We start from the raw sequence: 23,451 nt of genomic DNA, 5'->3' as shown, positions 1-23,451 counted from the left end.
ATCAATAAGAGGCGGTTTATACCCAGCGTGGGCAGTGGCGTCAAATCAGCCTCCAGCCCCACACCGTCCTTGTAGGAGCGGCCTTGTGTCGCGATGGGGCGCGCAGCGGCCCCAGGAGCTTTGCTTCGCAGCATGAATTGCCGCGGCTGATGCGCAGCCCTATCCGACCGGTCCGGCGCCCCGGCAAGGCCGCTCCTACAAAAGAGCAGACCGCATCTGGCCTGAAATTTCTGCACAAAAAAACCGCCGCTGTTGTCAGCGGCGGTTTCGGTATCGCAATGCCCTTAGAACGGCATCTTGAAGCCCGGAGGCAGTTGCATGCCGGCGGTCATGCCGCCCATCTTGTCCTGGCTGCTCTGCTCGATCTTGCGCACGGCATCGTTAAGCGCGGCGGCGATCAGGTCTTCCAGCACTTCCTTGTCGTCTTCGTCAGTCGACATCAGGCTCTGGTCGATGCTGACGCGCTTCACGTCGTGACGACCGGTCATCACCACGCTCACCAGGCCGCCACCGGACTGACCGGTGACTTCGGCGTTGGCCAGTTCTTCCTGCATCTTGGCCATTTTTTCCTGCATCTGCTGGGCCTGCTTCATCAGGCCGGCCATGCCACCTTTCATCATGGGGGTATACCTCGATTGGGTCATGTGATGCGGCCCGGCACCGGGCCGGCCGCATGGTTATCCGTTACTGGCCCTGATTGGCCAGGGCCTCTACAGGCTCAATAGTATCCTGCCGCACCTTGGCACCGAACAACTTGATCATTTGCTGGATCAACGGATCCTGCTCGATCGAGGTGACCGCGTCCTGCTGGCGCTCGGCACGCTTGCGCGCCCCTGCCTGGGCCGGGGTTTCCTGCTCGGGCAGGATCAGCTCGATACGCAGGTTCAGGGTACGCCCCAGGTGCTGGTTGAGCGCATCGTTCAGGCGCCGCTGCTGGGTGGCGTTGAACAGCGCGCCTTGGCCAGGGTCCAGGTGCAGCAGCCAGTCATCGCCATCGGCGGCGATCAGGGTACAGTTTGCCGCGATGTTGCCTGTCATCCCGGACACAGGCAACTGCGGGAATAATTCCAGCCATTGCAGGGCCAGGCCGGTGGCCGGCTTGGCCGCTGGCAGCGGTTGCGCGACAGGTTTGGGCGCCTCTTCCTGGATGTGTTCGGCCAGTTCGTCCAGGTAGCTGAAGCCGACCGGGTCGCTTTCACCGCCGTAATAGTCGTCGTCCAGCGGCGGCTCATCGTCGCGATCCATGCCCACGGCGGCGTAGGCGGACGGATCGAAAGGCGGCGCGTCGGCTTCAGGCTGAGGTGCCGGCCGGGTTGCCGGCGGCGCAGGCTGAGGCGCTGCCTGCGGGGCAGCCAAGGGCTCTGGCACAGGCTCGACCGGCGCAGGCTCGGAGGCTGCGACCGGCTCCTCCCAAGGCAGGTCAACCACCTCGGCAACCGGCTCGGGCACTGAAATGGCCTCGATCTCGGCTTTCAGCGCGGTGTCTGGTTCCTGTTCCGGTTCATGGTCAGCTGTGGCAGGCGGCGGCACTACCAGCGGCGCAGTGGCAGGGGCAGGTTCTGGCGACACAGCCTCGGCAGGGGGCGGCGCCACGGCAACCGCTGGCGCTGCCACCGGGGTTGCAGGATCAGCTGTGGCCTGGCTGATCCCCACTGGCTTTAGCACCGGCTTCGGCGCATCGTCGGTGTCGGCCGGGCGGAACGCCAGCATGCGCAGCAACACCATTTCGAAGCCGCCACGCGGGTCCGGCGCCAAGGGCAGGTCACGGCGACCGATCAGGCCCATCTGGTAGTAGAACTGCACGTCCTCGGCGGGCAGCGCCGACGCCAGCGCCAGCACCCGGTCACGGTCGCCCTGGCCGTTGTCCACGGCCTCTGGCAGCGCCTGGGCAATGGCTACGCGGTGCAGCACATTGAGCATTTCGGCCAGCACGCCAGCCCAGTCCGGCCCCTGCTCGGCCAGGTTGCGCACGGCCTCGAGCAAGGCCCGGGCGTCGCCTTCGAGCAGTGCCTGCAACACACCATAGACCTGGCCGTGGTCAAGGCTGCCAAGCATCGCGCGCACATCGGCCGCCAGCACCTTGCCCTCGCCAAAGGCGATGGCCTGGTCGGTCAGGCTCATGGCGTCGCGCATCGAGCCATCGGCGGCGCGGCCCAGCAGCCACAGGGCATCGGGTTCGAACGGCACGTTCTCAGCGGCCAGCACGTGACTCAGGTGCTCGACCACCCGCTCCGGGCTCATGTTCTTCAGCGAGAACTGCAGGCAGCGCGACAGGATGGTGGCCGGCAGCTTCTGCGGGTCGGTAGTGGCCAGGATGAACTTGACGTAGGGAGGCGGCTCTTCCAGCGTCTTGAGCAAGGCGTTGAACGAGTGGGTCGAGAGCATGTGCACTTCGTCGATCAGGTAGACCTTGAAGCGCCCGCGGCTGGGGGCGTACTGCACGTTATCGAGCAGTTCGCGGGTGTCCTCGACCTTGGTACGGCTGGCGGCGTCGATCTCGATCAGGTCGACGAAGCGGCCCTCGTCGATTTCCCGGCACACCGAACAAGTGCCGCAGGGTGTAGAGGTGATGCCGGTTTCGCAGTTCAGGCACTTGGCGATGATTCGGGCGATGGTAGTCTTGCCCACGCCACGGGTACCGGTAAACAGGTAGGCATGGTGCAGGCGCTGGTTGTCCAAGGCATTGATCAAGGCCTTGAGCACATGGGCCTGGCCGACCATTTCGCGAAACGAGCGCGGACGCCATTTACGTGCAAGAACCTGATAACTCATCGAAAAACCATCGTAGCCTGATCGAGCGGAAGATCGCTAATGCTAGCGGAGCGGGGGCAAAATTGCACCCTGCGCGAGTCGTCTAAGCTTCAATACTGACGCGCTGTCCAGGGAGGATTGCTTTTGCGAACACTGCTGACCCTGTTACTGCTTTGGTGCTCCTGCAGCCTGGCTGAGCAGCCCGTAGTGCGTTTTTCCGTAGCTGAAAGCTGGAGCATGCCACTGGTGCGCATCGAAGGCGACCAGCCGGTGGAGGGTTTGCTGTACGACCTGATGCAGGCCATGGCCAGGGAAGTGGGCGTCCGCCCGGCGTTTCACGTGATGGCCCGCCTGCGCTTGCAGGAGGCCATGAACAGTGGCGATATCGATGTGCGCTGCTATGTGAGCACCCAATGGTTCAATGACCGGCCGGGGGATTTTGTCTGGAGCATCCCGCTGATTCACCAACGTGACGTGCTGGTGGGGGGGGTGGGTGAAAGCCAGCCGATGCCACCTGAGGATCTGCCACCCCAGACGGTCGGCACCGTGCTGGGCTACACCTATTCGACCCTGCAGCCTCTGCTGGACCAAGGCCGATTGCAACGCGAAGACAGCCGCAGCCAGCTGCTGGTGCTGCAGAAGCTGCAGGCGGGGCGGTATCGGCATGCGGTAAGCAACCAGCTGTCGTTGCAGTGGTTCAACCAGGGCTTGCCGGCGCAGCAGCAGCTGCCTGCGCTGGCAGTGCTGGAGGAACAGGACCTGGGGTGCATGGTGCGCAATGATCCGGCGATACCGACGCAGAGGCTGCTGCGGGCCTTGGTGCGGATGAAGCAGTCCGGTGAGATCGAGCGGATTGTGCAGCGGTATGGGGGGATCGGGTTGGTTGGGGTACGGCGGTAGTGCTTGATGGCGCAGCCGTGCCAGCACTGCCGCATCTCCCTATCTCCTCACACCGAAGCCAGCAGCCGCGCACTCACAAACAGCCCTACGCCAAACACGAAGTGCGTGGCCAGGCTCTTAAGGCAGTTACGCGCAGGCATCGGCGTTTTTGACGCAAAGAACCCCGCCCCCATCGCCGGCTGCATGAAGCACAATGGCGCCACGACGGTCAGCACACCTAGCGCCAGCGCTGGCACCAAGGTAGGGACCAGCAACCACCCCTCCCCCGCAACCACCACCAGAAGCACCGCGAACAGCACGCCAATGGCGTAATGAATCACCCAGCCCAACGCCAGTTCATGCCGAACCGGCTCGGCCTTGGCAATCGCCTGATGCCGCACACGCCCGCTCAGCAAATGCCCCGCCCAGCGCCCGACCATGGCCATATTCAACGTGGCGATACCCAGCCGCCTGAGCAGAAGCGCCCACAGGTCCATCACTACCGTGGCACCGATACCAATGGGCAACGCAGCGGAAAATATCGATAAAAATGTCATGCAAAAGCCCTCCAGGATTGACGATCAACACCATGCCGCGCAGCATAGAAGTTGAAGTCAACTTCAAGTCAAGGGCCCGAATGGATATTGCTGACGTCGCCAAGCGCACAGGCGTACGTGCATCGACGCTGCGTTATTACGAGAAGAAAGGCTTGCTCAAGTCCTTGGCCGGACCTGGGCAACGGCGGCAGTTCGCCGCCGATGTTGCGGACCGCCTGGCGTTGATCGCCCTAGGGCAGGCTGCAGGTTTTTCACTGGACGAAGTGGGGGCGATGCTGGTGGACCTGCAGGTAGACCGGCAGATGCTGATGGCTAAGGCGGACGAACTTGATGCGCGGATCAAGCAGTTGCAGGCCATGAGCAAGGGCTTGCGGCACGCAGCGCAATGCCCGGAAGAAGATCATTTGGCATGCCCGAAATTCCGCCGCCTGATGCAGCTAGCTGCGGCGGGGCTTGGGAAAAAAGGGGGCTACACAGGCCTGACGAGATGACAGTCAATGCGTGTGTAATACGCAAAAGGGCTGCCGTGATGCGCTGGCGGTAATAAAAAATATAGAACCGCGCGACTGATCCCAGTTTTGGGATCAGTCGGATGCTTTTTAAACTGGCAGCCACTGAAGTTAGCCAGAGATGCATGGCTTTTTCGGACCATCCCTAAAAAGGTGTGTACCGAATGTTATCGAGATGCACATTTGTACCGCCATCCATGAACTCAAACGACTTGATGGCAGAACTAGGTGAGGTGAATGAAACCCGTGTGGAATGAGGTCGATACCCCGCCGGCTTGGCATCGGAAAATTTCGGCGCTGGAATGGTAGTAATCACAGTGCCGGCTGCCGTGTAAAAGCGTACTTTATGCGCCCCTCTAAAATCATCCGCGATATCAAAGCTGATCGCCTTGGCCAACCCTCTCAGAGTAAATTTTATATGGGCACCATGGCCCGTAGAAATAATATTCCCCCAGGTTGGATACCAACCATCGCAGCGGCTACACAACAATGAGCAATGGCCTCTGGTCACTGTAACGGTTAGCCCAGGGCACTCTAGTACCGCCCCAAGCGGCAAAGTCCTGGCCCCAACCGACTCAAAATTCTCCTTGGAAACCGCTCCAATAAGCTGCAAATTAAGCACATTGGAAAGAGTGACCTGCGTGGTCCCATTGCGTACCAATTCGTAGCGCACAGCAAGGGGTTGAGCAGCACTATCCAGCAGTGATTTCATGTTCTGAGCGAGTACTCGATCAAGCGGCAAATTGAATGTTTTGGCACCCGCACTGGTCAGCAGCATCTTACCGCTTGAGTAATTACCGACCTTGATGACAACTTCATCGCCAAGCGCCAGACTGGGGTGATCGACACGCACGGGGAGTAGATTGTCAATGATTGGTGTCAGGTTCAGTTTGCCGCCCACTTCCAAGGGCACCACTGGAGCGCCAATGAAATTCTTCTGCATCGCTGCGGTTGCCACGGTGAAGACAAAATCAGCGGATGCAGCAATAGGCTTTCCTGGCCATTCGACCGCGTAGTATACCGTCATTTCTACAGGCGCTGCACCTTCTAACTCATAGACAGAGCGAGGCACAGTGAATCGAAAGGGTCCGTTATCATCTTTAGAGACTTTCAGTTCGTCGCGATAATAATCACCTTCAGAGGTTTCCCAATGCAGGTAAATCGTGCACGGGGCCGGTTGCTCAGCACCCTCAGGGATCTCGATGACCATATTGAATTCATATTCATCATTATCGGGATCCAGGGTGCTATTGATCAGCGGCAATTCAGTTGCAGGTGCCGGCAGGCTCTCAACAGGGTCGCCAATTTCGTAAGTTGCGGTTTCAGACTTGAAGACCTGCTTGCCTCGTGCCACGTGGTACGAGACTTTCACAAAACCACCTTCAAGCACCTTGAGGAAAGTCAGCCCAGCAAGCCGGATCGCTATCGGGCTGCCAACCATATTGCTGGTGACCGGTACCTTTTTTACAGGTATCGAAAGCGGGGAACCCTCCGATTTTGTACCATGCCACACAAGGGTAATTTCATCTTGTGCTTGAAAATTGGCAGTCAGCGGAATCAGGACATTAATGAATTTGAGGTCCGGATCAACCCAACCACCTTCTGTCTTGTGGATCGTCGGCACTGGCAACAACGAAGCCATGCCTGTAACGTTGATATACCCTTTCTTCGATGTAATGGGCACCCCAGTCTTGGGTGTCAACGTATATGAAAACTGTGCACTGCCTCCACCGAGTGGCCACCACTGATCGTACGGAACTTGAACTTGCTGAGGTTTGATCGAATCTTGGACGATAAGCGGCCCAAAGTTCTTTGATGTGCTTTGACCTTGCTCGGTAGTGCCCACCCAATGCAGGAGGAGACTGTCACCCACCTGAAACTTTCCAGGAAACTGAAGGGCCACATAGTCCAGTGAAATACTGGCAGTCTCGATCTCACCCGTTGTGATAACAGCACCATTACCACTCAGCACTTCAGGCGCGCTCAGCGTAACGCCTTCAGTATTGACCTCGACCTTGGTTTCTTCGGACCATTCCGATTCGTTACCAACGACATCTGCAACGTAATAATATACAGGCAATGATTTACTATCGCCCTCTGCCTTTACAACACCTTCCGGCACCATCAATTCAATAGGCTTACCGACCTGAGCTTCAGTCACCTTGTGCGAGATTTCCTGATCCCCCCAGTACACATAGATCACATCATTCTCATTCATGCTCAGATAGGCAAGTATGGTGACCTTGATACCTGCTTTTGCTTCGTCTTGACCAATAACGGAAGACGCAGGCAAGGCCACGACGGGCGCACTGAGCTCCAAGCCAACACCTTGCGTCCCTTTCACGCCCGGCTGACCTCTACGGAACAACGTGCTAACTGTCGGAGACTCAAGAAATGCGCCGCCGACTGCTTTGTACACCGTATACTTCAAAAAAGAGCTACCTTCTGGGATTTTCTTACCTTCAATCTTGAATGTCTTATACTTCCCTGCCTCACTACTAGTGATTTTCCCTCCCGCAACCAGATTCCCCCCCCAAAACAAGCCAAGATAGTCTTGCTCCGCCGTTTTGGCATCCAGAGCAACAAGCACAGTCACCGTACTCTCAGAATCCTCAACCAATTCATCACTGATCCCAAAATCCTCGGTGGCCGCAGGGTGAATCACATCATCTATATAAGGACGTTGCAAGGCTGTAGACGTCGTGTTCGGATATTTCGATTTCACGTAAGCCGCAAAGCCCTTGAGCTCTTCATCAATCGACGCGACGCCATCCACTGTTACTGGGGCGCTTGGGGGTACAGCTCCTGGTAAACTCATGGCTCATTCCTCACTCGTAACGGCATGGATTAAACAGCTCTACTGTAGGAGTGCCCGCTATGCAGGACAACTGGCAGAAATGTCAGGTCCAGCCCCCCTCCTTTCACATCTTTTGAGACCAGGGATGCTCCGACCAACTTCCCGCGCGGAAGCGGTGAGTTGATATTTCCCCGTCACGGTGAGCTATCTACAAATGCTATTAATAATCCCGAAATGAAAAACCCCGCAGACCTGGATCTGCGGGGCTTCATGTATGATGGCGGACAGATAGGGTAGGAAAAATGGCGGAGACACTGACAATTGCAACTGCTACGCCTACTGCGGGGTATCCAGAAGGAGCGGTACTTGCCGCTCCAGCTAGAGCCGCAGCAGCCACCTTCTTATCAAACGCAGTCTTGCGAGTTGTTTGGTTAGGTTGATCGCCAGTACCACGCCGCTGGGTACTGCAATGCGCATGCTACTGCCCTGTAGAAAATTGGGGCCGCAACCTCACAGTAACCTAACGAACACGACTATTACCACGGTAGCAAAAAGTGGTGGTGGAGCCTGTCTGAAGGCGGTTTATAGTCGGCTGGAATGCCGTCCACAGCGCACCACTAGGTGCAATACGGTACTGGCCCACTTCTAGATTTTCTTGGGAGGAAGTCCTTTAGAATTAAGGACTTACGTAATGGAGGCGGCCCCACCAGCCACACCCCGGCACTCGATGTTCCCGCTATGGCTGCTTCCTTCCGGATCTGACCAGGTTGACGGGTAATCAATGCGGGGGGACCGATGGGGCCACCACTACATGCCTCGCTGAGCAGCGAGTGGCGCCATTGTACCGGTCTTGGGGGCAGATACAACCTCTGGATGAGAAAAAGTCATCATTTCTCAATGACTTGTCCGGACAGGGGTGACCTGCAAAGGCCTATTCGCGGGTGAACCCGCTCCTACAATGGGAGGGGCGGCGCAAGGCCGCTCCTACAGGGGTGCGCAGAAGGGTTAGACCGCGATACCCTGCTCGGCCAGGAAGCCGATGAAGGCATCCTCATCGAGCACCTTCACCCCCAGCTCGCTGGCCTTGGCCAGCTTGGAACCGGCACCCGGCCCCGCCACCACGCAGTGGGTCTTGCCAGAAACCGAGCCGGCCACCTTGGCCCCCAGGCTTTCCAGCTTGTCCTTGGCTATGTCGCGGCTCATGCGCTCCAGGCTGCCGGTCAGCACCCAGGTCTGGCCCGCCAGCGGCAGGCCTTCGGCAACCTTCTTCTCGCTGCTCCAGTGCATGCCGAACGCCAGCAGCTGCGCCTCGATGGCCCGCGCCAGCTTCTGGTTGGCTTCATCCTTGAAGAACTCACGCACGGCATCGGCCTGCTTGGCCGCCAAGGCCTGGCGCAGGTCGATGCCGTCGGCCGCGATGATCTTTTCCAGGCTGTCGAGCTTGGCCACCAGCTTCTCGGCACCGGTCGGGCCGACCGAGGCGATGTCGAGCTTGGCAATCATGCCGGCCAGCGTGGTGCTGGCCGCAAAATCTGCCGCCAGCTCGCCTTCGTCCTGCAGCTGCATGCCGCTGTCCAGCAATTGCCTGATAACCTTCTGGTTGTGCTCGTCTTCGAAGAAGTTGTGGATCTCGTGGGCAACCTCCAGGCCGATGTCCGGCAGGTAGGTAAGCACCTGCGGCAGTGCCTGCTGCACCCGTGCCAGGCTGCCCAACGAGCGGGCCAGCACCTTGGCGGTTTCTTCACCAACATCCGGAATGCCCAGTGCATAGATGAAACGCGCCAGGCTCGGGCGCTTGCTGGCCTCGATGGCGTCCAGCAGTTTCCTGCTGGACACTTCAGCGAAGCCTTCCAGGCCGACGATCTGCTCGAATTCAAGCTTGTAGAGGTCTGCCGGCGAACCGATCAGGCCTTCGTCCACCAGTTGCTCGACGCTCTTCTCGCCAAGGCCGTCGATGTCCATGGCGCGGCGCGACACGTAGTGAATGATTGCCTGCTTGAGCTGGGCGCCACACGCCAGCCGGCCGACACAGCGATATACCGCACCTTCGCTGGTGGTTTCCTTGCCTTTGCTGCGCTTGACCAGCTGGGTACGCTCGACCTGCGAGCCACATACCGGGCATTCGCTTGGCACGGCGACCGGACGGGCACCTTCCGGGCGGCGCTCTAGCACCACCTGCATCACCTGCGGAATCACGTCGCCGGCACGGCGGATGATGACCGTGTCACCGATGCGCAGGCCAAGGCGGGCAATTTCATCCATGTTGTGCAGGGTGGCGTTGGACACGGTCACGCCGGCCACCTTGACCGGTTTCAGGCGGGCCACAGGCGTTACCGCACCCGTGCGGCCAACCTGGAACTCGACGTCGAGCACTTCGGTGAGTTCTTCCATGGCCGGAAATTTATGGGCGATTGCCCAGCGCGGCTCACGGGCACGGAAACCCAGCTCGCGCTGGGAGGCCAGGCTGTTTACCTTGAACACCACACCGTCGATTTCGTACGGCAGGTTGTTGCGCCGCTCGCCGATGTCGCGGTAGTAGGCCAGGCATTCCTCGATACCCGCCGCGTGCTTGAGCTCGCGGCTGATCGGCATACCCCAGGCCTTGAGTTGCTCGAGAACGCCGATATGGCTGTCGCCGATGCTCTCGGAAACCTGACCGACGCCATAGCAGCAGAACTCCAGCGGGCGGCTGGCGGTAATTTTCGAATCCAGCTGGCGCAGACTGCCAGCGGCGGCGTTGCGCGGGTTGGCGAAGGTCTTGGCGCCGGCCTCGGCCTGAGCAGCATTCAGCCGATCGAAACCGGCCTTGCTCATGTACACCTCGCCGCGCACCTCCAGCACCGCCGGCCAGCCCTCGCCCTGCAGCTTGAGCGGGATGTTGCGCACGGTGCGCACGTTGGCGCTGATGTCCTCCCCGGTGGTGCCATCGCCACGGGTGGCGCCCTGCACCAACTGGCCGTCGCGGTACAGCAAGCTCACGGCCAGGCCGTCGAGCTTGGGTTCGCAGCTGAAGTCGACCGCCCCGGGCTGGTCGAGGCCGTCAACCACGCGGCGGCCGAACTCACGCAGGTCGGCTTCCTCGAAGGCGTTGCCCAGGCTGAGCATGGGCACTTCGTGGCGCACCTGGCTGAAGGCGGCCAAGGCCTGGCCGCCGACGCGCTGGGTGGGCGAGTCGGGTGTTACCAGGTGCGGGTTTTCGGCCTCCAGGGCCTTGAGCTCGTTGAACAGACGGTCGTATTCGGCGTCGGGCACACTGGGCTCGTCGAGCACGTAATAGCGGTAGTTGTGCTGGTCGAGTTCGTGGCGCAGTTCGTGGATACGGGATTCGGCGGTCATGGGATTTGTCTTCTCTTGCAAAGCAAAAGAGCAGCCTGGAGGTGGTGACTGGAGCCTGGATTTGTTATCGCCTGCTCCGGCCCTATCGCCGGCAAGCCAGCTCCCACAGGTACACCACAGGCCCGGTGGACAATGGTATGTCTGTGGGAGCTGGCTTGCCGGCGATAGGGCCGGAACAGGTAACAACAACACCCGAACCGACCAGCACGCCCTCAGGCTGCTCTTTCGTCTGGATCTGTCAGCGCTTCTGGGTCAGCGCGCGGCGCTCGAATTCGACGATGCGCTGGCGGTAGTGCTCGATGGTCTGGGCGGTCAGCACGCTGCGCTGGTCATCCTTGAGCTCGCCGTTGAGCTCGTGGGCCAGCTTGCGTGCCGCGGCCACCATCACATCGAAGGCCTGCTTCGGATGACGCGGGCCTGGCAAGCCAAGGAAGAAGCTGACTGCGCGGGTGCTGAAGTGGTCGATGTCGTCCAGGTCGAACACACCAGGCTTGACCGCATTGGCCATGGAGAACAGCACTTCGCCGTGACCGGCCATGCTCTCGTGACGGTGGAAAATGTCCATTTCGCCGAAGCGCAGGCCGCTTTCCAGGATGTTCTGCAGCAGTGCCGGCCCCTTGAAACCGCCCTCGTCGCGGGAGATCACGCTGATGACCAGCACTTCCTCTGCCGGCGGCAGCTCCTTGACGCTGCTGCTGGCAGGCGCCGCACCGCTGCTGCGAGTGTTGTCGGCGGCAAAGTCGTCATCGCTGTCGGCAAACAGGTCGGCCTCGCGCGGAGCGGCGCTGAGGTTGAGATCGCCCTGCTGCACCTCTGCCGTAGCGGTGGCACGCTTGCCGCGCTTGCTGGCCTTGGCTGGCTTGGGCTCGCGCTCGCGATCACGCCCAGAAGCGCTGAGCGACGGCAGGTCGCTTTCGTCCAGCTCAGGCTCTTTGTGGGCATCCAGCACCCGGTGTGGGCCGAGCACTTCGGCAGTGCCGCCCTCTTCGTCCGGTACGTTGGAATAACTGCGATCCAGACGGAATTTCAACTTGCCTTTACCGCCGCGCATGCGGCGCCAGCCGTCGAAAAGAATCCCGGCAATGACAATGATGCCGATGACGATCAGCCACTCGCGCAGACCGATTTCCATGTAATCCCGTGCCTCTATAAAAATATGCTTGAAAACAAAGGGTTCAAAGCCCTTTAACACGTGGCGCCAACTCTATGTTCTGACAGGCGTTTTACCCACGCAAAAAACGAGTGACATTAAGCTAGCACGACCAAAGACAACTTTACACCGTCTGTCGCACCTGACGGGGGCATTTCGCTGCAGAATGTGCCCCTATCGTCGCGCATCAAGCGTCGACCATGGCCATGGCCGCCTCCACATCAACTGCTACAAGACGTGAACAACCTGGTTCATGCATGGTCACCCCCATCAATTGATCCGCCATCTCCATGGCAATCTTGTTATGGGTGATGTAGATGAACTGCACGCTCTCACTCATTTCCTTGACCAGGCGCGCATAGCGCCCGACGTTGGCATCGTCCAGCGGTGCATCGACCTCGTCGAGCATGCAGAACGGTGCGGGGTTCAACTTGAAGATGGCAAACACCAGCGCCAAAGCGGTCAGTGCCTTCTCGCCGCCGGACAGCAAGTGGATGGTGCTGTTCTTCTTGCCCGGCGGTCGCGCCATGATCGTCACCCCTGTATCGAGTAGATCTTCGCCCGTCAGTTCCAGATAAGCGCTGCCGCCACCGAAAACTTTTGGGAAAAGTGCCTGTAATCCGGCATTTATCTGATCAAAGGTATCCTTGAAGCGATTGCGGGTTTCCTTGTCTATCTTGCGAATGACGTTTTCCAGTGTCTCCAGGGCTTCGACCAGGTCGGCGTTCTGGGCGTCCAGGTAGCGCTTGCGCTCAGACTGCTGCTCGTACTCTTCGATGGCCGCCAGATTGATCGCGCCCAGGCGCTGGATACGCGCGTCGAGCTGCTCCAGCTCCTGTTCGGTGGCCTGTTCGCTGGCCTCGGCCTCCAGGGTGGCGAGCACCCCTTGCAGGTCGTAGCCATCGGCCAGCAACTGCTCCTGCAGGGTCTTGCGCCGCACATCCAGGCCTTGGGCCTCCAGGCGCAACTGCTCCAGCTGGCCACGCAGCAGCTGGGCCTGCTGCTCGGCCTGGGTACGGCGCTTTTCAGCATCGCGCAGTTCGCGGTCGGCTTCGTCCATGTGCAAGCGGGCCAGGCGCATTTCCTCGTCGACGCTCATGCGCCGCTCCAGCAGTTCTTCCAGCTTCAGGCGCAGCTCTTCTTGCGGGGCCTCGCCCTCCTCCAGGTTCAGGCTCAGTTGCTGCTGGCGCTCGGTCAGGCGCGCGGCCTGCTGCTCCAGGCGCTCCAGGGCCTGGCGGGTGGAGTCGTGCTGGGCACGCAGCGACCCCAGGCGCACGGCCAGCTGGTGGGCGTGATCCTTGTGCTGGCGGGCATCCTGACGCACCCGGTCGAGGCTTTCGCGCAGGGTGTCGCGGCGGGCCATCAACTGCTCGCGCTGTTCGGTGTCCTGAGCCATCAGTTCCAGGGCTTCCTGCAGCAGCAAGCGCCCTTCGCCCAGTTGCTCGTGCTCCAGGGCGCGCTGCTCCTCCAGCTCGGCCAGTTCTTCCTGCAGGCGCCGGCGGCGCAGTTCGACCTGCTCGGCGCGGGCGCGGCTGGCCGAGAGGCTGGCTTTCAGCTCGCCATGCAGGCGGTTTTCTTCCTGGGTGCGGCGGCGCAGTTGCTCGCGTTGTTCTTCCTGTCCCAGCTGCTGCTCACGCAAGGCCTGCAGTTGCTGCTCCAGCTGCTCAAGCGCCGCTTCCTGTTCCAGCTGCTGCTGGCCCAGCCGCTCGATTTCCTGGCCGCGCGCCAGCACGCCGCCCTCGGCTTCACTGCCACGGCGCACGCGCAAGAAGTGCCGACCCACCCAGTAGCCGTCGCGGCTGACCAGGCTCTGGCCTTCGCCAAGCGATGCGCGCTGCGCCAGCGCCTGGGCCAGGTCTTCCACGGGCTTGACCTGGCCCAGCCAGGGCGCCAGGTCGATACGGCCTTCGACCTTTGCCAGCAGGCTGCCGGTCAATGCCGGGCTGACGCTGCTGGCCACCAGCAAGCGCAGTTCACCTTGTTCCAGGCCAGCGAAATCGAGGCGACTGAAATCATCTACCAGCACGGCCTGCAAGTCGGCACCGAGCACTGTCTCAACCGCCAATTCCCAGCCCGGCTCCACCCGCAGCCCTTCGGCAAGGCGCGGCTGTTGCTCCAGGCCCTGGCCACGCAGCCAGTCGGCAGCACCGGCACCTGGCTCCAGTGCCGCCTGCTGCAGGGCTTCCAGCGAAGCCAGGCGGCCACCGAGGCGCTGCAGGTCACCCTGCGCCTGCTGCTGGGCCTGGGTGGCCTGTTGCAGCTGCTGACGCAGGTTTTCCAGGCGCTCGACCACCTGCTCTTCGGACAGCTGCAGCTCTTCAAGCTGCATTTCGCTACTGGCCAGTTGCTCGGCCAGTTCCAGCATGGCGGCGTCCTGCGGGTCGCTACCCAGTTGTTCGCGCTCCTCACCCAGCTTGCGCTGGCGTTCGGCCTGGCGCTCCAGGCTGGCCTCCAGCTGCAGCAGGCGCGCCTGCTGCACTTCGGCCTGGCGGCGCGGTTCGGCAGAGCGGCTGTTGAAGCTGTCCCACTGCTCCTGCCAGCCGTGCATGCCCAGCTCGGCCTCTTCCAGGGCCGCCGCAGCCTCTTCCGCGGCGGCCAGGGTCAGTTCCTGCTCGGGCTCGAGCATGGCCAGCTCTTCACCCAGGGTAGCCAGCAGGGTGCGGTCGTGACCCAGGTGCGACTCGGTTTCAAGCCGCGTGCGCTCGGCTTCCTTGAAGTCGTCCTGCAACTGGCGCAGGCGCTGCTGGCCGTGCTGGATGCTCTGCTCGACCCGGGCGATGTCACCGGCCACCGAGTAGAAGCGGCCCTGCACCTGGTTGAAGCGTTCGGACAACTCATGATGGCCGTCGCGCAGGCGCTCGATGCTCGCATCGGCATTACGCTGCTCGGCCACCAACGCTTCGTGCGAAACGTCCTGGTCGCCAATCACCGACTCGCGCTGGCGCACGCGCTCGTCCAGATCGCGCCAGCGCAACGCCGACAGGCGCGCCTTCAGCTGGCGCTCGTGGGCCTTGTACTCGCGGTACTTCTCGGCGGCCTGGGCCTGGCGGTGCAGGCGCTCCAGCTGGCGCTCCAGCTCTTCGCGCAGGTCGCTCAGGCGGGCCAGGTTTTCCTGGGTGCGGCGGATGCGGTTCTCGGTCTCGCGGCGGCGCTCCTTGTACTTGGAAATGCCGGCGGCTTCTTCGATGAAATTGCGCAGTTCCTCGGGCTTGGCCTCGATCAGCTTGGAGATCATGCCCTGCTCGATGATCGAATAACTGCGCGGCCCCAGGCCGGTGCCCAGGAAAATGTCGGTGATGTCGCGGCGCCGGCACTTGGTGCCGTTCAGGTAATAGCTGTTCTGCGCGTCGCGGGTGACCTTGCGGCGGATCGATATCTCGGCGTAGGCGGCGTATTCGCCCACCAGCGTGGTTTCGCTGTTGTCGAACACCAGCTCGATGCTGGCCTGACTGACCGGCTTGCGGCCGCTGGAGCCATTGAAGATGACGTCGGTCATCGACTCGCCGCGCAGGTTCTTGGCCGAACTCTCGCCCATCACCCAACGCACCGCGTCGATGATGTTGGACTTGCCGCAACCGTTGGGGCCGACCACGGCCGCCATGTTGCTGGGGAAGTTGACCGTGGTCGGGTCGACGAATGACTTGAACCCGGCCAGGCGAATGCATTTCAGGCGCATCGGTCAGCCTCGGGCCAGCGCCGCCAGCACCAGTTCGCAGCTGCGCTGGCCATAGGCGGTAAGCACCTCGCGAATGCGCGGCAGGTCACGGGCAACCACGGCGTCAAGCAGGCGGGCAAACAGGTCCAGGTAGTCGATCATGTTGGCCTGGCGCTGGTCCAGCGACAGGTAGTAGGCGCGGCTCATGGCTGGCTGCAGGTTTTCCACGGTTTCCTGCAGGTACGGGTTGTCGGCAAACGGGTAGGCCGCACGCATGACCGCGAAGCTGTCAGCGACGAACGCCTTGATGTCCAGCTGGTCATGGGCGCGCTGCAGGCGCTGCTGGATGTCCAGGAACGGGCGCAGGTCGGCATCGGTGCGCCATTTTTGCGCAACCGCGTTGCCCAGCAGGATGTAGAACTCGCCCATCAGCGCGCACAGGCTGCGCACACTGCGCTCGTCCAGCTCGGTCACGTGGGCACCGCGACGCGGCAGGATCGCCACCAGGTGACGGCGCTCGAGGATCAGCAGCGCCTCGCGCACCGAACCGCGGCTGACGTTGAGCGCCTGGGTAACCTTTTGCTCCTGGATACGCTCGCCTGGCGCCAGCTCGCCGCGAATGATGCGTTCGGCCAGGTAATCGGCAATCTGCTCGGAAAGGCTGTCCGGGGCCTTGAACGTCATGGTTTTCCTTCAAAATCGTTGAGCTCGCACAAGGGGCGGATTGTAGCGTACTTGATCGCTGCTGGCGCAGAGGGGCCAGGCGGTTTATTTGACCTGTCAGACAGCCATGCGCGCGGCGCGATCTATGCTTGTGATATGGGCGTACTGATCGGCCGGGTATGGATACGGGCATTTTCTTGACCTTTGAGTCAGAAAAATATTGACCTGCTGGACAGGTCTTGCTTAGAGTCCGCCCAACAACAATAAAACCATTGCGAGGCCACCCCCGTGATCCAGTTTCTCGTCAACCAGGAGCTGCGCAGCGAGCATGCCCTGGACCCGAACATGACGGTGCTGCAGTACCTGCGCGAGCACCTGGGCAAACCCGGCACCAAGGAGGGCTGCGCCAGCGGCGACTGCGGCGCCTGCACCGTGGTGGTCGGCGAACTGACCGAGGACGACCAGGGCAACGACAGCCTGCGTTACCGCAGCCTGAACTCATGCCTGACCTTCGTCTCGTCGCTGCACGGCAAGCAACTGATCAGCGTCGAAGGCCTCAAGCACCAGGGCCAGCTGCACAGCGTGCAACAGGCCATGGCCGACTGCCATGGTTCGCAGTGCGGCTTCTGCACCCCCGGTTTCGTCATGTCACTGTTTGCCCTGCAGAAGAACAGCAGCGGCCCTGACTTGCACCTGGCCCAGGAAGCCCTGGCCGGCAACCTGTGCCGCTGCACCGGCTACCGGCCAATCCTGGATGCCGCCGAACAAAGTTGCCGCCAGCCCTGCCGCGACCAGTTCGATGCCCAGCAAGCGCAGACCATCAGCCGCCTCAAGGCCATCGCACCGACCCAGACCGGCGAGCTGAACAGCGGCGACAAGCGTTGCCTGGTGCCGCTGACCGTGGCCGACCTGGCCGACCTGTACAGTTCGCACCCCGAAGCGCGACTGCTGGCCGGCGGTACCGACCTGGCGCTGGAGGTCACGCAGTTTCACAAGACCCTGCCGGTGATGATCTATGTCGGCCACGTGGCCGAACTCAAGCGCATCGAAAAAACCGCCAGCCATCTGCAGATCGGCGCCGCCACCCCGCTCACCGACTGCTACGGCGCGCTCCACCAGGAATACCCCGACTTCGGCGACCTGCTGCACCGCTTCGCCTCGCTGCAGATCCGCAACCAGGGCACGCTCGGCGGCAACATCGGCAACGCCTCCCCGATCGGCGACTCGCCGCCCCTGCTGATCGCGCTGGATGCGCAGATTGTCCTGCGCCAGGGCGAGCGGCAACGGGTGATGCCGCTGGAAGACTACTTCATCGACTACCGCATCACTGCCCGCCAGGACAGCGAGTTCATCGAGAAGATCATCGTGCCACGCGCCACCAGCGACTGGGCGTTCCGCGCCTATAAAGTGTCGAAGCGCCTGGACGATGACATCTCTGCCGTGTGCGGCGCCTTCAACCTGAGCATCGAAGACGGCGTGGTCAGCGGCGTGCGCATCGCTTTCGGCGGCATGGCGGCGATCCCCAAGCGGGCCCGCGCCTGCGAGGCGGCGCTGCGCGGCAAGCCGTGGAACCAGGCCGCCATCGAGCGCGCCTGCCAGGCTCTGGCCGAGGATTTCACCCCGCTCAGCGACTTCCGCGCCAGCAAGGAATACCGCCTGCTGACCGCGCAGAACCTGCTGCGCAAGTACTTCATCGAACAGCAAACGCCGCACATCGAGACCCGGGTGACCGCTTATGTCTAACCATCACGTAGCCAAGAGCCAGGCCGAGATGGCCGAACTGTTCAGCCAGGACCTGACCACCGGTGTCGGCCGCAGCGTCAAGCACGACAGCGCCGACAAGCATGTGTCTGGCGAGGCGGTGTATATCGACGACCGTCTGGACTTCCCCAACCAGCTGCACGTGTACGCACGCACCGCCGACCGCGCTCATGCGCGCATCCTGCGCGTCGATACCACACCCTGCTATGCATTCGAGGGCGTGCGTATCGCCATCACCCACGAGGACATCCCCGGCCTCAAGGACATCGGCCCGGTGGTGGCCGGCGACCCGCTGCTGGCCATCGACAAGGTCGAGTTCTTTGGCCAGCCGGTACTCGCTGTCGCCGCCCGCGACCTGGAAACCGCGCGCCGCGCCGCCATGGCCGCGATCATCGAGTACGAAGACCTGGAGCCGGTGCTGGACGTGGTCGAGGCGCTGCGCAAGAAGCACTTCGTCCTCGACAGCCATACCCACCAGCGCGGCGACTCGGCTGCTGCCCTGGCCAGCGCTCCGCACCGCATCCAGGGCACCCTGCACATCGGTGGCCAGGAGCACTTCTACCTGGAAACCCAGGTGTCCTCGGTGATGCCCACTGAAGACGGCGGCATGATCGTCTATTGCTCCACGCAGAACCCCACCGAAGTGCAGAAGCTGGTCGCCGAAGTGCTCGACGTGCCGATGAACAAGGTGGTGCTGGACATGCGCCGCATGGGTGGCGGTTTTGGTGGCAAGGAAACCCAGGCCGCCAGCCCGGCGTGCCTGTGTGCCGTGGTGGCGCGCCTGACCGGCCAGCCGACCAAGATGCGCCTGCCGCGGGTCGAGGACATGACCATGACCGGCAAGCGTCACCCGTTCTACGTGGAATACGACGTGGGCTTCGACGATGACGGCCGCCTGCATGGCATCAACTTCGACCTGGCCGGCAACTGTGGCTACTCGCCCGACTTGTCCGGTTCGATCGTCGACCGCGCGATGTTCCACTCCGACAACGCCTACTACCTGGGCGACGCCACCGTGCACGGCCACCGCTGCAAGACCAACACCGCCTCCAACACCGCCTACCGCGGCTTTGGCGGCCCGCAGGGCATGGTCGCCATCGAGCAGGTGATGGACCACATCGCCCGCCACCTGGGCCGCGACCCGCTGGCGGTGCGCAAGGCCAACTACTACGGCAAGACCGAGCGCAACGTCACCCACTACTTCCAGACCGTCGAGCACAACATGCTCGAGGAGATGACCGCCGAACTGGAAGCCAGCAGCGACTACGCCGAGCGCCGCGAGTCGATCCGTCGGTTCAACGCCAACAGCCCGATCCTGAAAAAAGGCCTGGCACTGACGCCGGTGAAGTTCGGCATTTCGTTCACCGCCACCTTCCTCAACCAGGCCGGTGCGCTGATCCACATCTACACCGATGGCAGCATCCACCTGAACCACGGCGGGACCGAGATGGGCCAGGGCCTGAACACCAAGGTGGCGCAGGTAGTGGCGCAGGTCTTCCAGGTGGATTTCAGCCGCATCCAGATCACCGCCACCAACACCGACAAAGTGCCCAACACCTCGCCCACCGCTGCTTCCAGTGGTGCCGACCTGAACGGCAAGGCGGCGCAGAACGCGGCCGAAATCCTCAAGAAGCGCCTGACCGAGTTTGCCGCTCGGCACTACCAGGTCACCGAGGAAGACGTCGAGTTCCGCAACGGCCATGTGCGCGTGCGCGACCAGATCGTCAGCTTCGAGCAACTGGTGCAGCAGGCGTACTTCGCCCAGGTATCGCTGTCCACCACCGGCTTCTACCGCACGCCGAAAATCTACTATGACCGCAGCCAGGCACGCGGCCGGCCGTTCTACTACTTCGCCTTTGGCGCCGCCTGTGTGGAGGTGATCGTCGATACCCTGACCGGCGAATACAAGATGCTGCGTGCCGACATCCTGCACGACGTGGGCGACTCGCTGAACCCGGCCATCGACATCGGCCAGGTAGAGGGCGGCTTCATCCAGGGCATGGGCTGGCTGACCACAGAAGAACTGGTGTGGAACGCCAAGGGCAAGCTGATGACCAACGGCCCGGCCAGCTACAAGATCCCGGCGGTGGCCGACATGCCGATCGACCTGCGGGTAAAGCTGGTGGAAAACCGCAAGAACCCGGAAGACACCGTGTTCCACTCCAAGGCCGTGGGCGAGCCACCGTTCATGCTCGGCATCGCCGCCTGGTGTGCGATCAAGGACGCCGTGGCCAGCCTGGCCGATTATCGCCTGCAGCCGCAGGTGGATGCGCCGGCGACGCCGGAGCGGGTGTTGTGGGGGTGCGAGCAGATGCGCAAGGCGGTGGCTGCCACGCAGCCTGCCGAACAGGAACTGGAAACCGCTCCTCACTGACAGCGAGGAACCCTGTGGGAGCGGCTTCACCCGCGAAGGCGGCGGTAATTCCACCCTCGCATTCGCGGGTAAACCCGCTCCCACAGGGACTGTGGAAGACCTTAAAAGAGGTTATGGATCATGCACCAATGGATCAACGCCCTCGCCGACCACCAGTCCCGGGGCGAAGCCTGCGTGCTGGTGACCATCATCGAGGAGCGCGGCTCTACCCCGCGCAACGCCGGCTCGAAGATGGTGGTCAGTGCCAGCGGCCTGTTCGACACCATCGGCGGTGGCCACCTGGAATACAAGGCCCTGCACATCGCCCGGCAGATGCTCGAAGAGCAGCGCACTACCCCGCACCTGGAGCGCTTCAGCCTGGGGGCCAGCCTGGGCCAATGCTGTGGCGGGGTGACCGTGCTGCTGTTCGAACCCATGGCGGCGGTACAGGCGCAGATCGCCGTGTTCGGCGCGGGCCATGTCGGCCGGGCTCTGGTACCCTTGCTCGCCGCGTTGCCCTGCCGGGTGCGCTGGATCGACTCGCGCGAGCAGGAATTCCCCGAGTTCATCCCCAACGGGGTGACCAAAGTGGTCAGTGAAGAGCCGGTCGACGAAGTGGCAGCACTGCCGCCAGGCTGCTACTGCATCGTCATGACCCACAACCATCAGCTCGACATGGAGCTGACCGCCGCCATTCTCAAGCGCAACGATTTCACCTGGTTCGGCCTGATCGGCTCGAAGACCAAACGCGTCAAGTTCGAGCACCGCCTGCGCGAGCGCGGCTTCGACGAGGCCGTGATGGCGCGCATGCGCTGCCCCATGGGCCTGGCGGAGGTCAAGGGCAAGCTGCCCATCGAGATCGCCGTGTCCATCGCCGGCGAAATCATCGCCACCTACAACGCCTGCTTCGGCCAGCACGATGCTGCTGCCAATGCCGGCCCCATTGCCCAGTTGCTGCCGCCCTCCCGGCGCAGCCAAGCCCTATGACGAGTGTGTTATGACCGTTACCCGCAAAGCCTACCGTGCCGCCATCCTGCACAGCATCGCCGACCCGGCCGAGGTGGGCCTGGAGGCTTCCCATGAGTACTTTGAAGACGGCCTGCTGGTAGTCGACGATGGCCGTATCAGCGCCATTGGCCACGCCAGCGAACTGCTGCCAAGCCTGGATGCCGACATCCCGGTGCAGCACTACCAGGACGCACTGATCACCCCGGGCTTCATCGACACCCACATCCACTTCCCGCAGACCGGTATGATCGGCTCGTACGGCGAGCAGCTGCTGGACTGGCTGAACACCTACACCTTCCCTTGCGAAAAGCAGTTCGCCGACAAGAACCACGCCGACCAGGTAGCGAAGATTTTCCTCAAGGAGCTGCTGCGCAACGGCACCACCACTGCACTGGTGTTCGGCAGCGTGCACCCCGAGTCGGTCAATGCCCTGTTCGAAGAGGCCGAGCGCCTGGACCTGCGTCTGATCGCCGGCAAGGTGATGATGGACCGCAACGCCCCGGACTACCTGACCGACACCGCCGAATCCGGCTACGCCGAAAGCAAGGCCCTGATCGAGCGCTGGCACGGCAAGGGTCGCCTGCATTACGCCGTCACTCCGCGCTTCGCGCCCACCAGCACACCTGAACAGCTGACCCTGGCGGGCCAGCTGCTCAAGGAGCACCCGGGCGTGTACATGCACACGCACCTGTCGGAAAACCTCAAGGAAATCGACTGGGTCAAGTCACTGTTCCCCGAGCAGAAGGGTTACCTGGACGTTTACGACCACTTCGAACTGCTGGGCGAGCGCTCGGTGTTCGCCCATGGCGTGCACCTGTGCGACGACGAGTGCCAGCGCCTGGCCGAAACCGGCTCGGCGGTGGCCTTCTGCCCTACTTCCAACCTGTTCCTTGGCAGCGGCCTGTTCAACCTGCCGCAGGCCGAACGGTTCAAGGTCAACGTCGGCCTGGGCACCGACGTCGGCGCCGGCACCAGCTTCTCGCTGCTCAACACCCTGAACGAAGCGTACAAGGTGATGCAGCTGCAAGGCGCGCGCCTGCACCCGTACAAGTCGCTGTACCTGGCCACCCTCGGCGGTGCCCGCGCACTGCGCCTGGACGATCGCATCGGCAGCCTGCGCACCGGCAATGATGCCGACTTCGTGGTGCTGGACTACAAGGCCACGCCGCTGCTGGACTACCGCATCCAGCAGTCCAACAGCATCGAAGAGACCCTGTTCGTGCTCACCACCCTGGGCGACGACCGTACCATACGCGAAACCTACGCTGCCGGGCGCTGCGTGCACCAGCGCTAAGGTTCTTTCGCCAGGCCCCGGTACAATGCGCCGCCGATTGCAGCCCCTATCAGCGGCGCCACCCAGAACAGCCACAGCTGTTGCAACGCCCACCCACCGACGAACAAGGCGGGCCCCGTGCTGCGCGCGGGGTTGACCGAGGTATTGGTGACCGGGATCGAGATCAGGTGGATCAGGGTCAGGGCCAGGCCGATGGCGATCGGTGCGAAGCCGGCCGGCGCCCGGGCGTCTGTTGCGCCCATGATCACCACCAGGAACATCGCCGTCATCACCACTTCGCTGACAAAGCCCGCCCCCAGCGTGTAGCCACCTGGCGAGTGGTCGGCGTAGCCGTTCGATGCCAGGCCCGAAGACAGCTCGAAACCGGCCTTGCCGCTGGCAATCAGGTAGATCACCCCGGCCGCCAGGATGGCGCCGATCACTTGGGCTATCACGTAGGGCAACAGCTCTTTTGCCGGGAAGCGCCCGCCCACCACCAGCCCGAAGGACACGGCGGGGTTGAGATGACAACCGGAGATATGGCCGATGGCGAAGGCCATGGTCAGCACGGTAAGGCCGAAGGCGAAGGCGACACCGAGTACACCGATGCCCAAAGGGGAACTGGCTGCGATTACCGCACTGCCACAGCCGCCAAGCACTAACCAGAAGGTACCGATCAGCTCGGCACCCATTCGTTTACCCAGAGACATGGTCATGGACCTTTCCTCAACAAGTAGTGGAACGCAACGGATGCGCAAG

General features: G+C 62.2%; 15 protein-coding genes and 1 other RNA gene. 6 read left to right on the top strand and 10 right to left on the bottom strand.

The annotated features are described in order from the left end of the window. Positions 1-284: 284 nt before the first annotated feature. Both AC5O5I_RS07760 and dnaX read right to left on the bottom strand, forming a co-directional pair. Entirely contained in the window at positions 285-620 is a 336-nt protein-coding gene (locus AC5O5I_RS07760) for a YbaB/EbfC family nucleoid-associated protein (RefSeq protein ID WP_172227563.1), read from the bottom strand. Positions 621-684: 64 nt separating this feature from the next. Continuing rightward, complete coding sequence (gene dnaX, locus AC5O5I_RS07755; protein ID WP_172227561.1) at positions 685-2,772, bottom strand: DNA polymerase III subunit gamma/tau; 2,088 nt, start codon at positions 2,770-2,772, stop codon at positions 685-687. Between the two features lie 123 nt (positions 2,773-2,895). Here dnaX and AC5O5I_RS07750 point away from each other — a divergent pair, with 123 nt between their 5' ends. Beyond that, positions 2,896-3,651 (top strand): substrate-binding periplasmic protein, encoded by a 756-nt coding sequence (locus tag AC5O5I_RS07750; protein WP_494512298.1) that lies wholly within the window; start codon positions 2,896-2,898, stop codon positions 3,649-3,651. Positions 3,652-3,698: 47 nt separating this feature from the next. On the opposite strand, the gene AC5O5I_RS07745 is transcribed toward AC5O5I_RS07750, so the two are convergent. Continuing rightward, positions 3,699-4,187, bottom strand: coding sequence for a DUF2938 domain-containing protein (locus tag AC5O5I_RS07745; RefSeq protein WP_172227557.1), 489 nt, complete (start codon positions 4,185-4,187; stop codon positions 3,699-3,701). An 80-nt stretch (positions 4,188-4,267) separates the two neighbouring features. On the opposite strand from AC5O5I_RS07745, the gene AC5O5I_RS07740 reads away from it, so the two are divergent. Beyond that, complete coding sequence (locus tag AC5O5I_RS07740) at positions 4,268-4,678, top strand: helix-turn-helix domain-containing protein (RefSeq protein WP_172227569.1); 411 nt, start codon at positions 4,268-4,270, stop codon at positions 4,676-4,678. A 163-nt stretch (positions 4,679-4,841) separates the two neighbouring features. On the opposite strand, the gene AC5O5I_RS07735 is transcribed toward AC5O5I_RS07740, so the two are convergent. From AC5O5I_RS07735 to AC5O5I_RS07710, 6 genes are all read right to left on the bottom strand, one after another. Next, the gene (locus tag AC5O5I_RS07735; protein WP_172227555.1) at positions 4,842-7,514 is read right to left on the bottom strand and encodes a hypothetical protein; all 2,673 of its coding nucleotides are present in this window, start codon (positions 7,512-7,514) and stop codon (positions 4,842-4,844) included. 680 nt (positions 7,515-8,194) lie between these two features. Then, positions 8,195-8,291, bottom strand: an RNA gene (ffs, locus tag AC5O5I_RS07730) — signal recognition particle sRNA small type. Between the two features lie 207 nt (positions 8,292-8,498). Continuing rightward, positions 8,499-10,829 carry an NAD-dependent DNA ligase LigA gene (ligA, locus tag AC5O5I_RS07725; RefSeq protein ID WP_494512297.1) on the bottom strand — a complete coding sequence of 777 codons (2,331 nt, stop codon included), beginning with the start codon at positions 10,827-10,829 and terminating at the stop codon, positions 8,499-8,501. Between the two features lie 238 nt (positions 10,830-11,067). Next, positions 11,068-11,961, bottom strand: a complete 894-nt coding sequence (gene zipA / locus AC5O5I_RS07720; protein ID WP_172286890.1) for a cell division protein ZipA — start codon at positions 11,959-11,961, stop codon at positions 11,068-11,070. A 205-nt stretch (positions 11,962-12,166) separates the two neighbouring features. Then, positions 12,167-15,655, bottom strand: a complete 3,489-nt coding sequence (gene smc / locus AC5O5I_RS07715; protein WP_172220394.1) for a chromosome segregation protein SMC — start codon at positions 15,653-15,655, stop codon at positions 12,167-12,169. 3 nt (positions 15,656-15,658) lie between these two features. After that, positions 15,659-16,318: a GntR family transcriptional regulator gene (locus AC5O5I_RS07710; protein ID WP_172220397.1), complete on the bottom strand. Its 660-nt coding sequence runs from the start codon at positions 16,316-16,318 to the stop codon at positions 15,659-15,661. Between the two features lie 267 nt (positions 16,319-16,585). On the opposite strand from AC5O5I_RS07710, the gene xdhA reads away from it, so the two are divergent. From xdhA to guaD, 4 genes are all read left to right on the top strand, one after another. After that, on the top strand, positions 16,586-18,040 hold the full coding sequence (gene xdhA / locus AC5O5I_RS07705; protein WP_172220399.1) for a xanthine dehydrogenase small subunit: 1,455 nt from the start codon (positions 16,586-16,588) through the stop codon (positions 18,038-18,040). Next, positions 18,033-20,432 (top strand): xanthine dehydrogenase molybdopterin binding subunit, encoded by a 2,400-nt coding sequence (xdhB, locus tag AC5O5I_RS07700; RefSeq protein ID WP_172220402.1) that lies wholly within the window; start codon positions 18,033-18,035, stop codon positions 20,430-20,432. Before xdhA ends, xdhB begins: the two co-directional genes overlap by 8 nt. A 120-nt stretch (positions 20,433-20,552) precedes the next feature. Continuing rightward, on the top strand, positions 20,553-21,398 hold the full coding sequence (xdhC, locus tag AC5O5I_RS07695) for a xanthine dehydrogenase accessory protein XdhC (protein WP_172220405.1): 846 nt from the start codon (positions 20,553-20,555) through the stop codon (positions 21,396-21,398). Positions 21,399-21,408: 10 nt separating this feature from the next. Next, the gene (guaD, locus tag AC5O5I_RS07690; RefSeq protein ID WP_172220408.1) at positions 21,409-22,713 is read left to right on the top strand and encodes a guanine deaminase; all 1,305 of its coding nucleotides are present in this window, start codon (positions 21,409-21,411) and stop codon (positions 22,711-22,713) included. Here the strand turns inward: guaD and aqpZ are convergent. Continuing rightward, entirely contained in the window at positions 22,710-23,408 is a 699-nt protein-coding gene (gene aqpZ, locus AC5O5I_RS07685) for an aquaporin Z (RefSeq protein ID WP_172286694.1), read from the bottom strand. The genes guaD and aqpZ overlap by 4 nt on opposite strands. Positions 23,409-23,451: the final 43 nt, after the last annotated feature.

The sequence above is a fragment of the Pseudomonas sp. 9_2_1 genome (genome assembly GCF_059295275.1).
The sequence above is the reverse complement of the archived record's forward strand: the minus strand, read 5'-3'. Positions and strand labels throughout refer to the sequence as shown.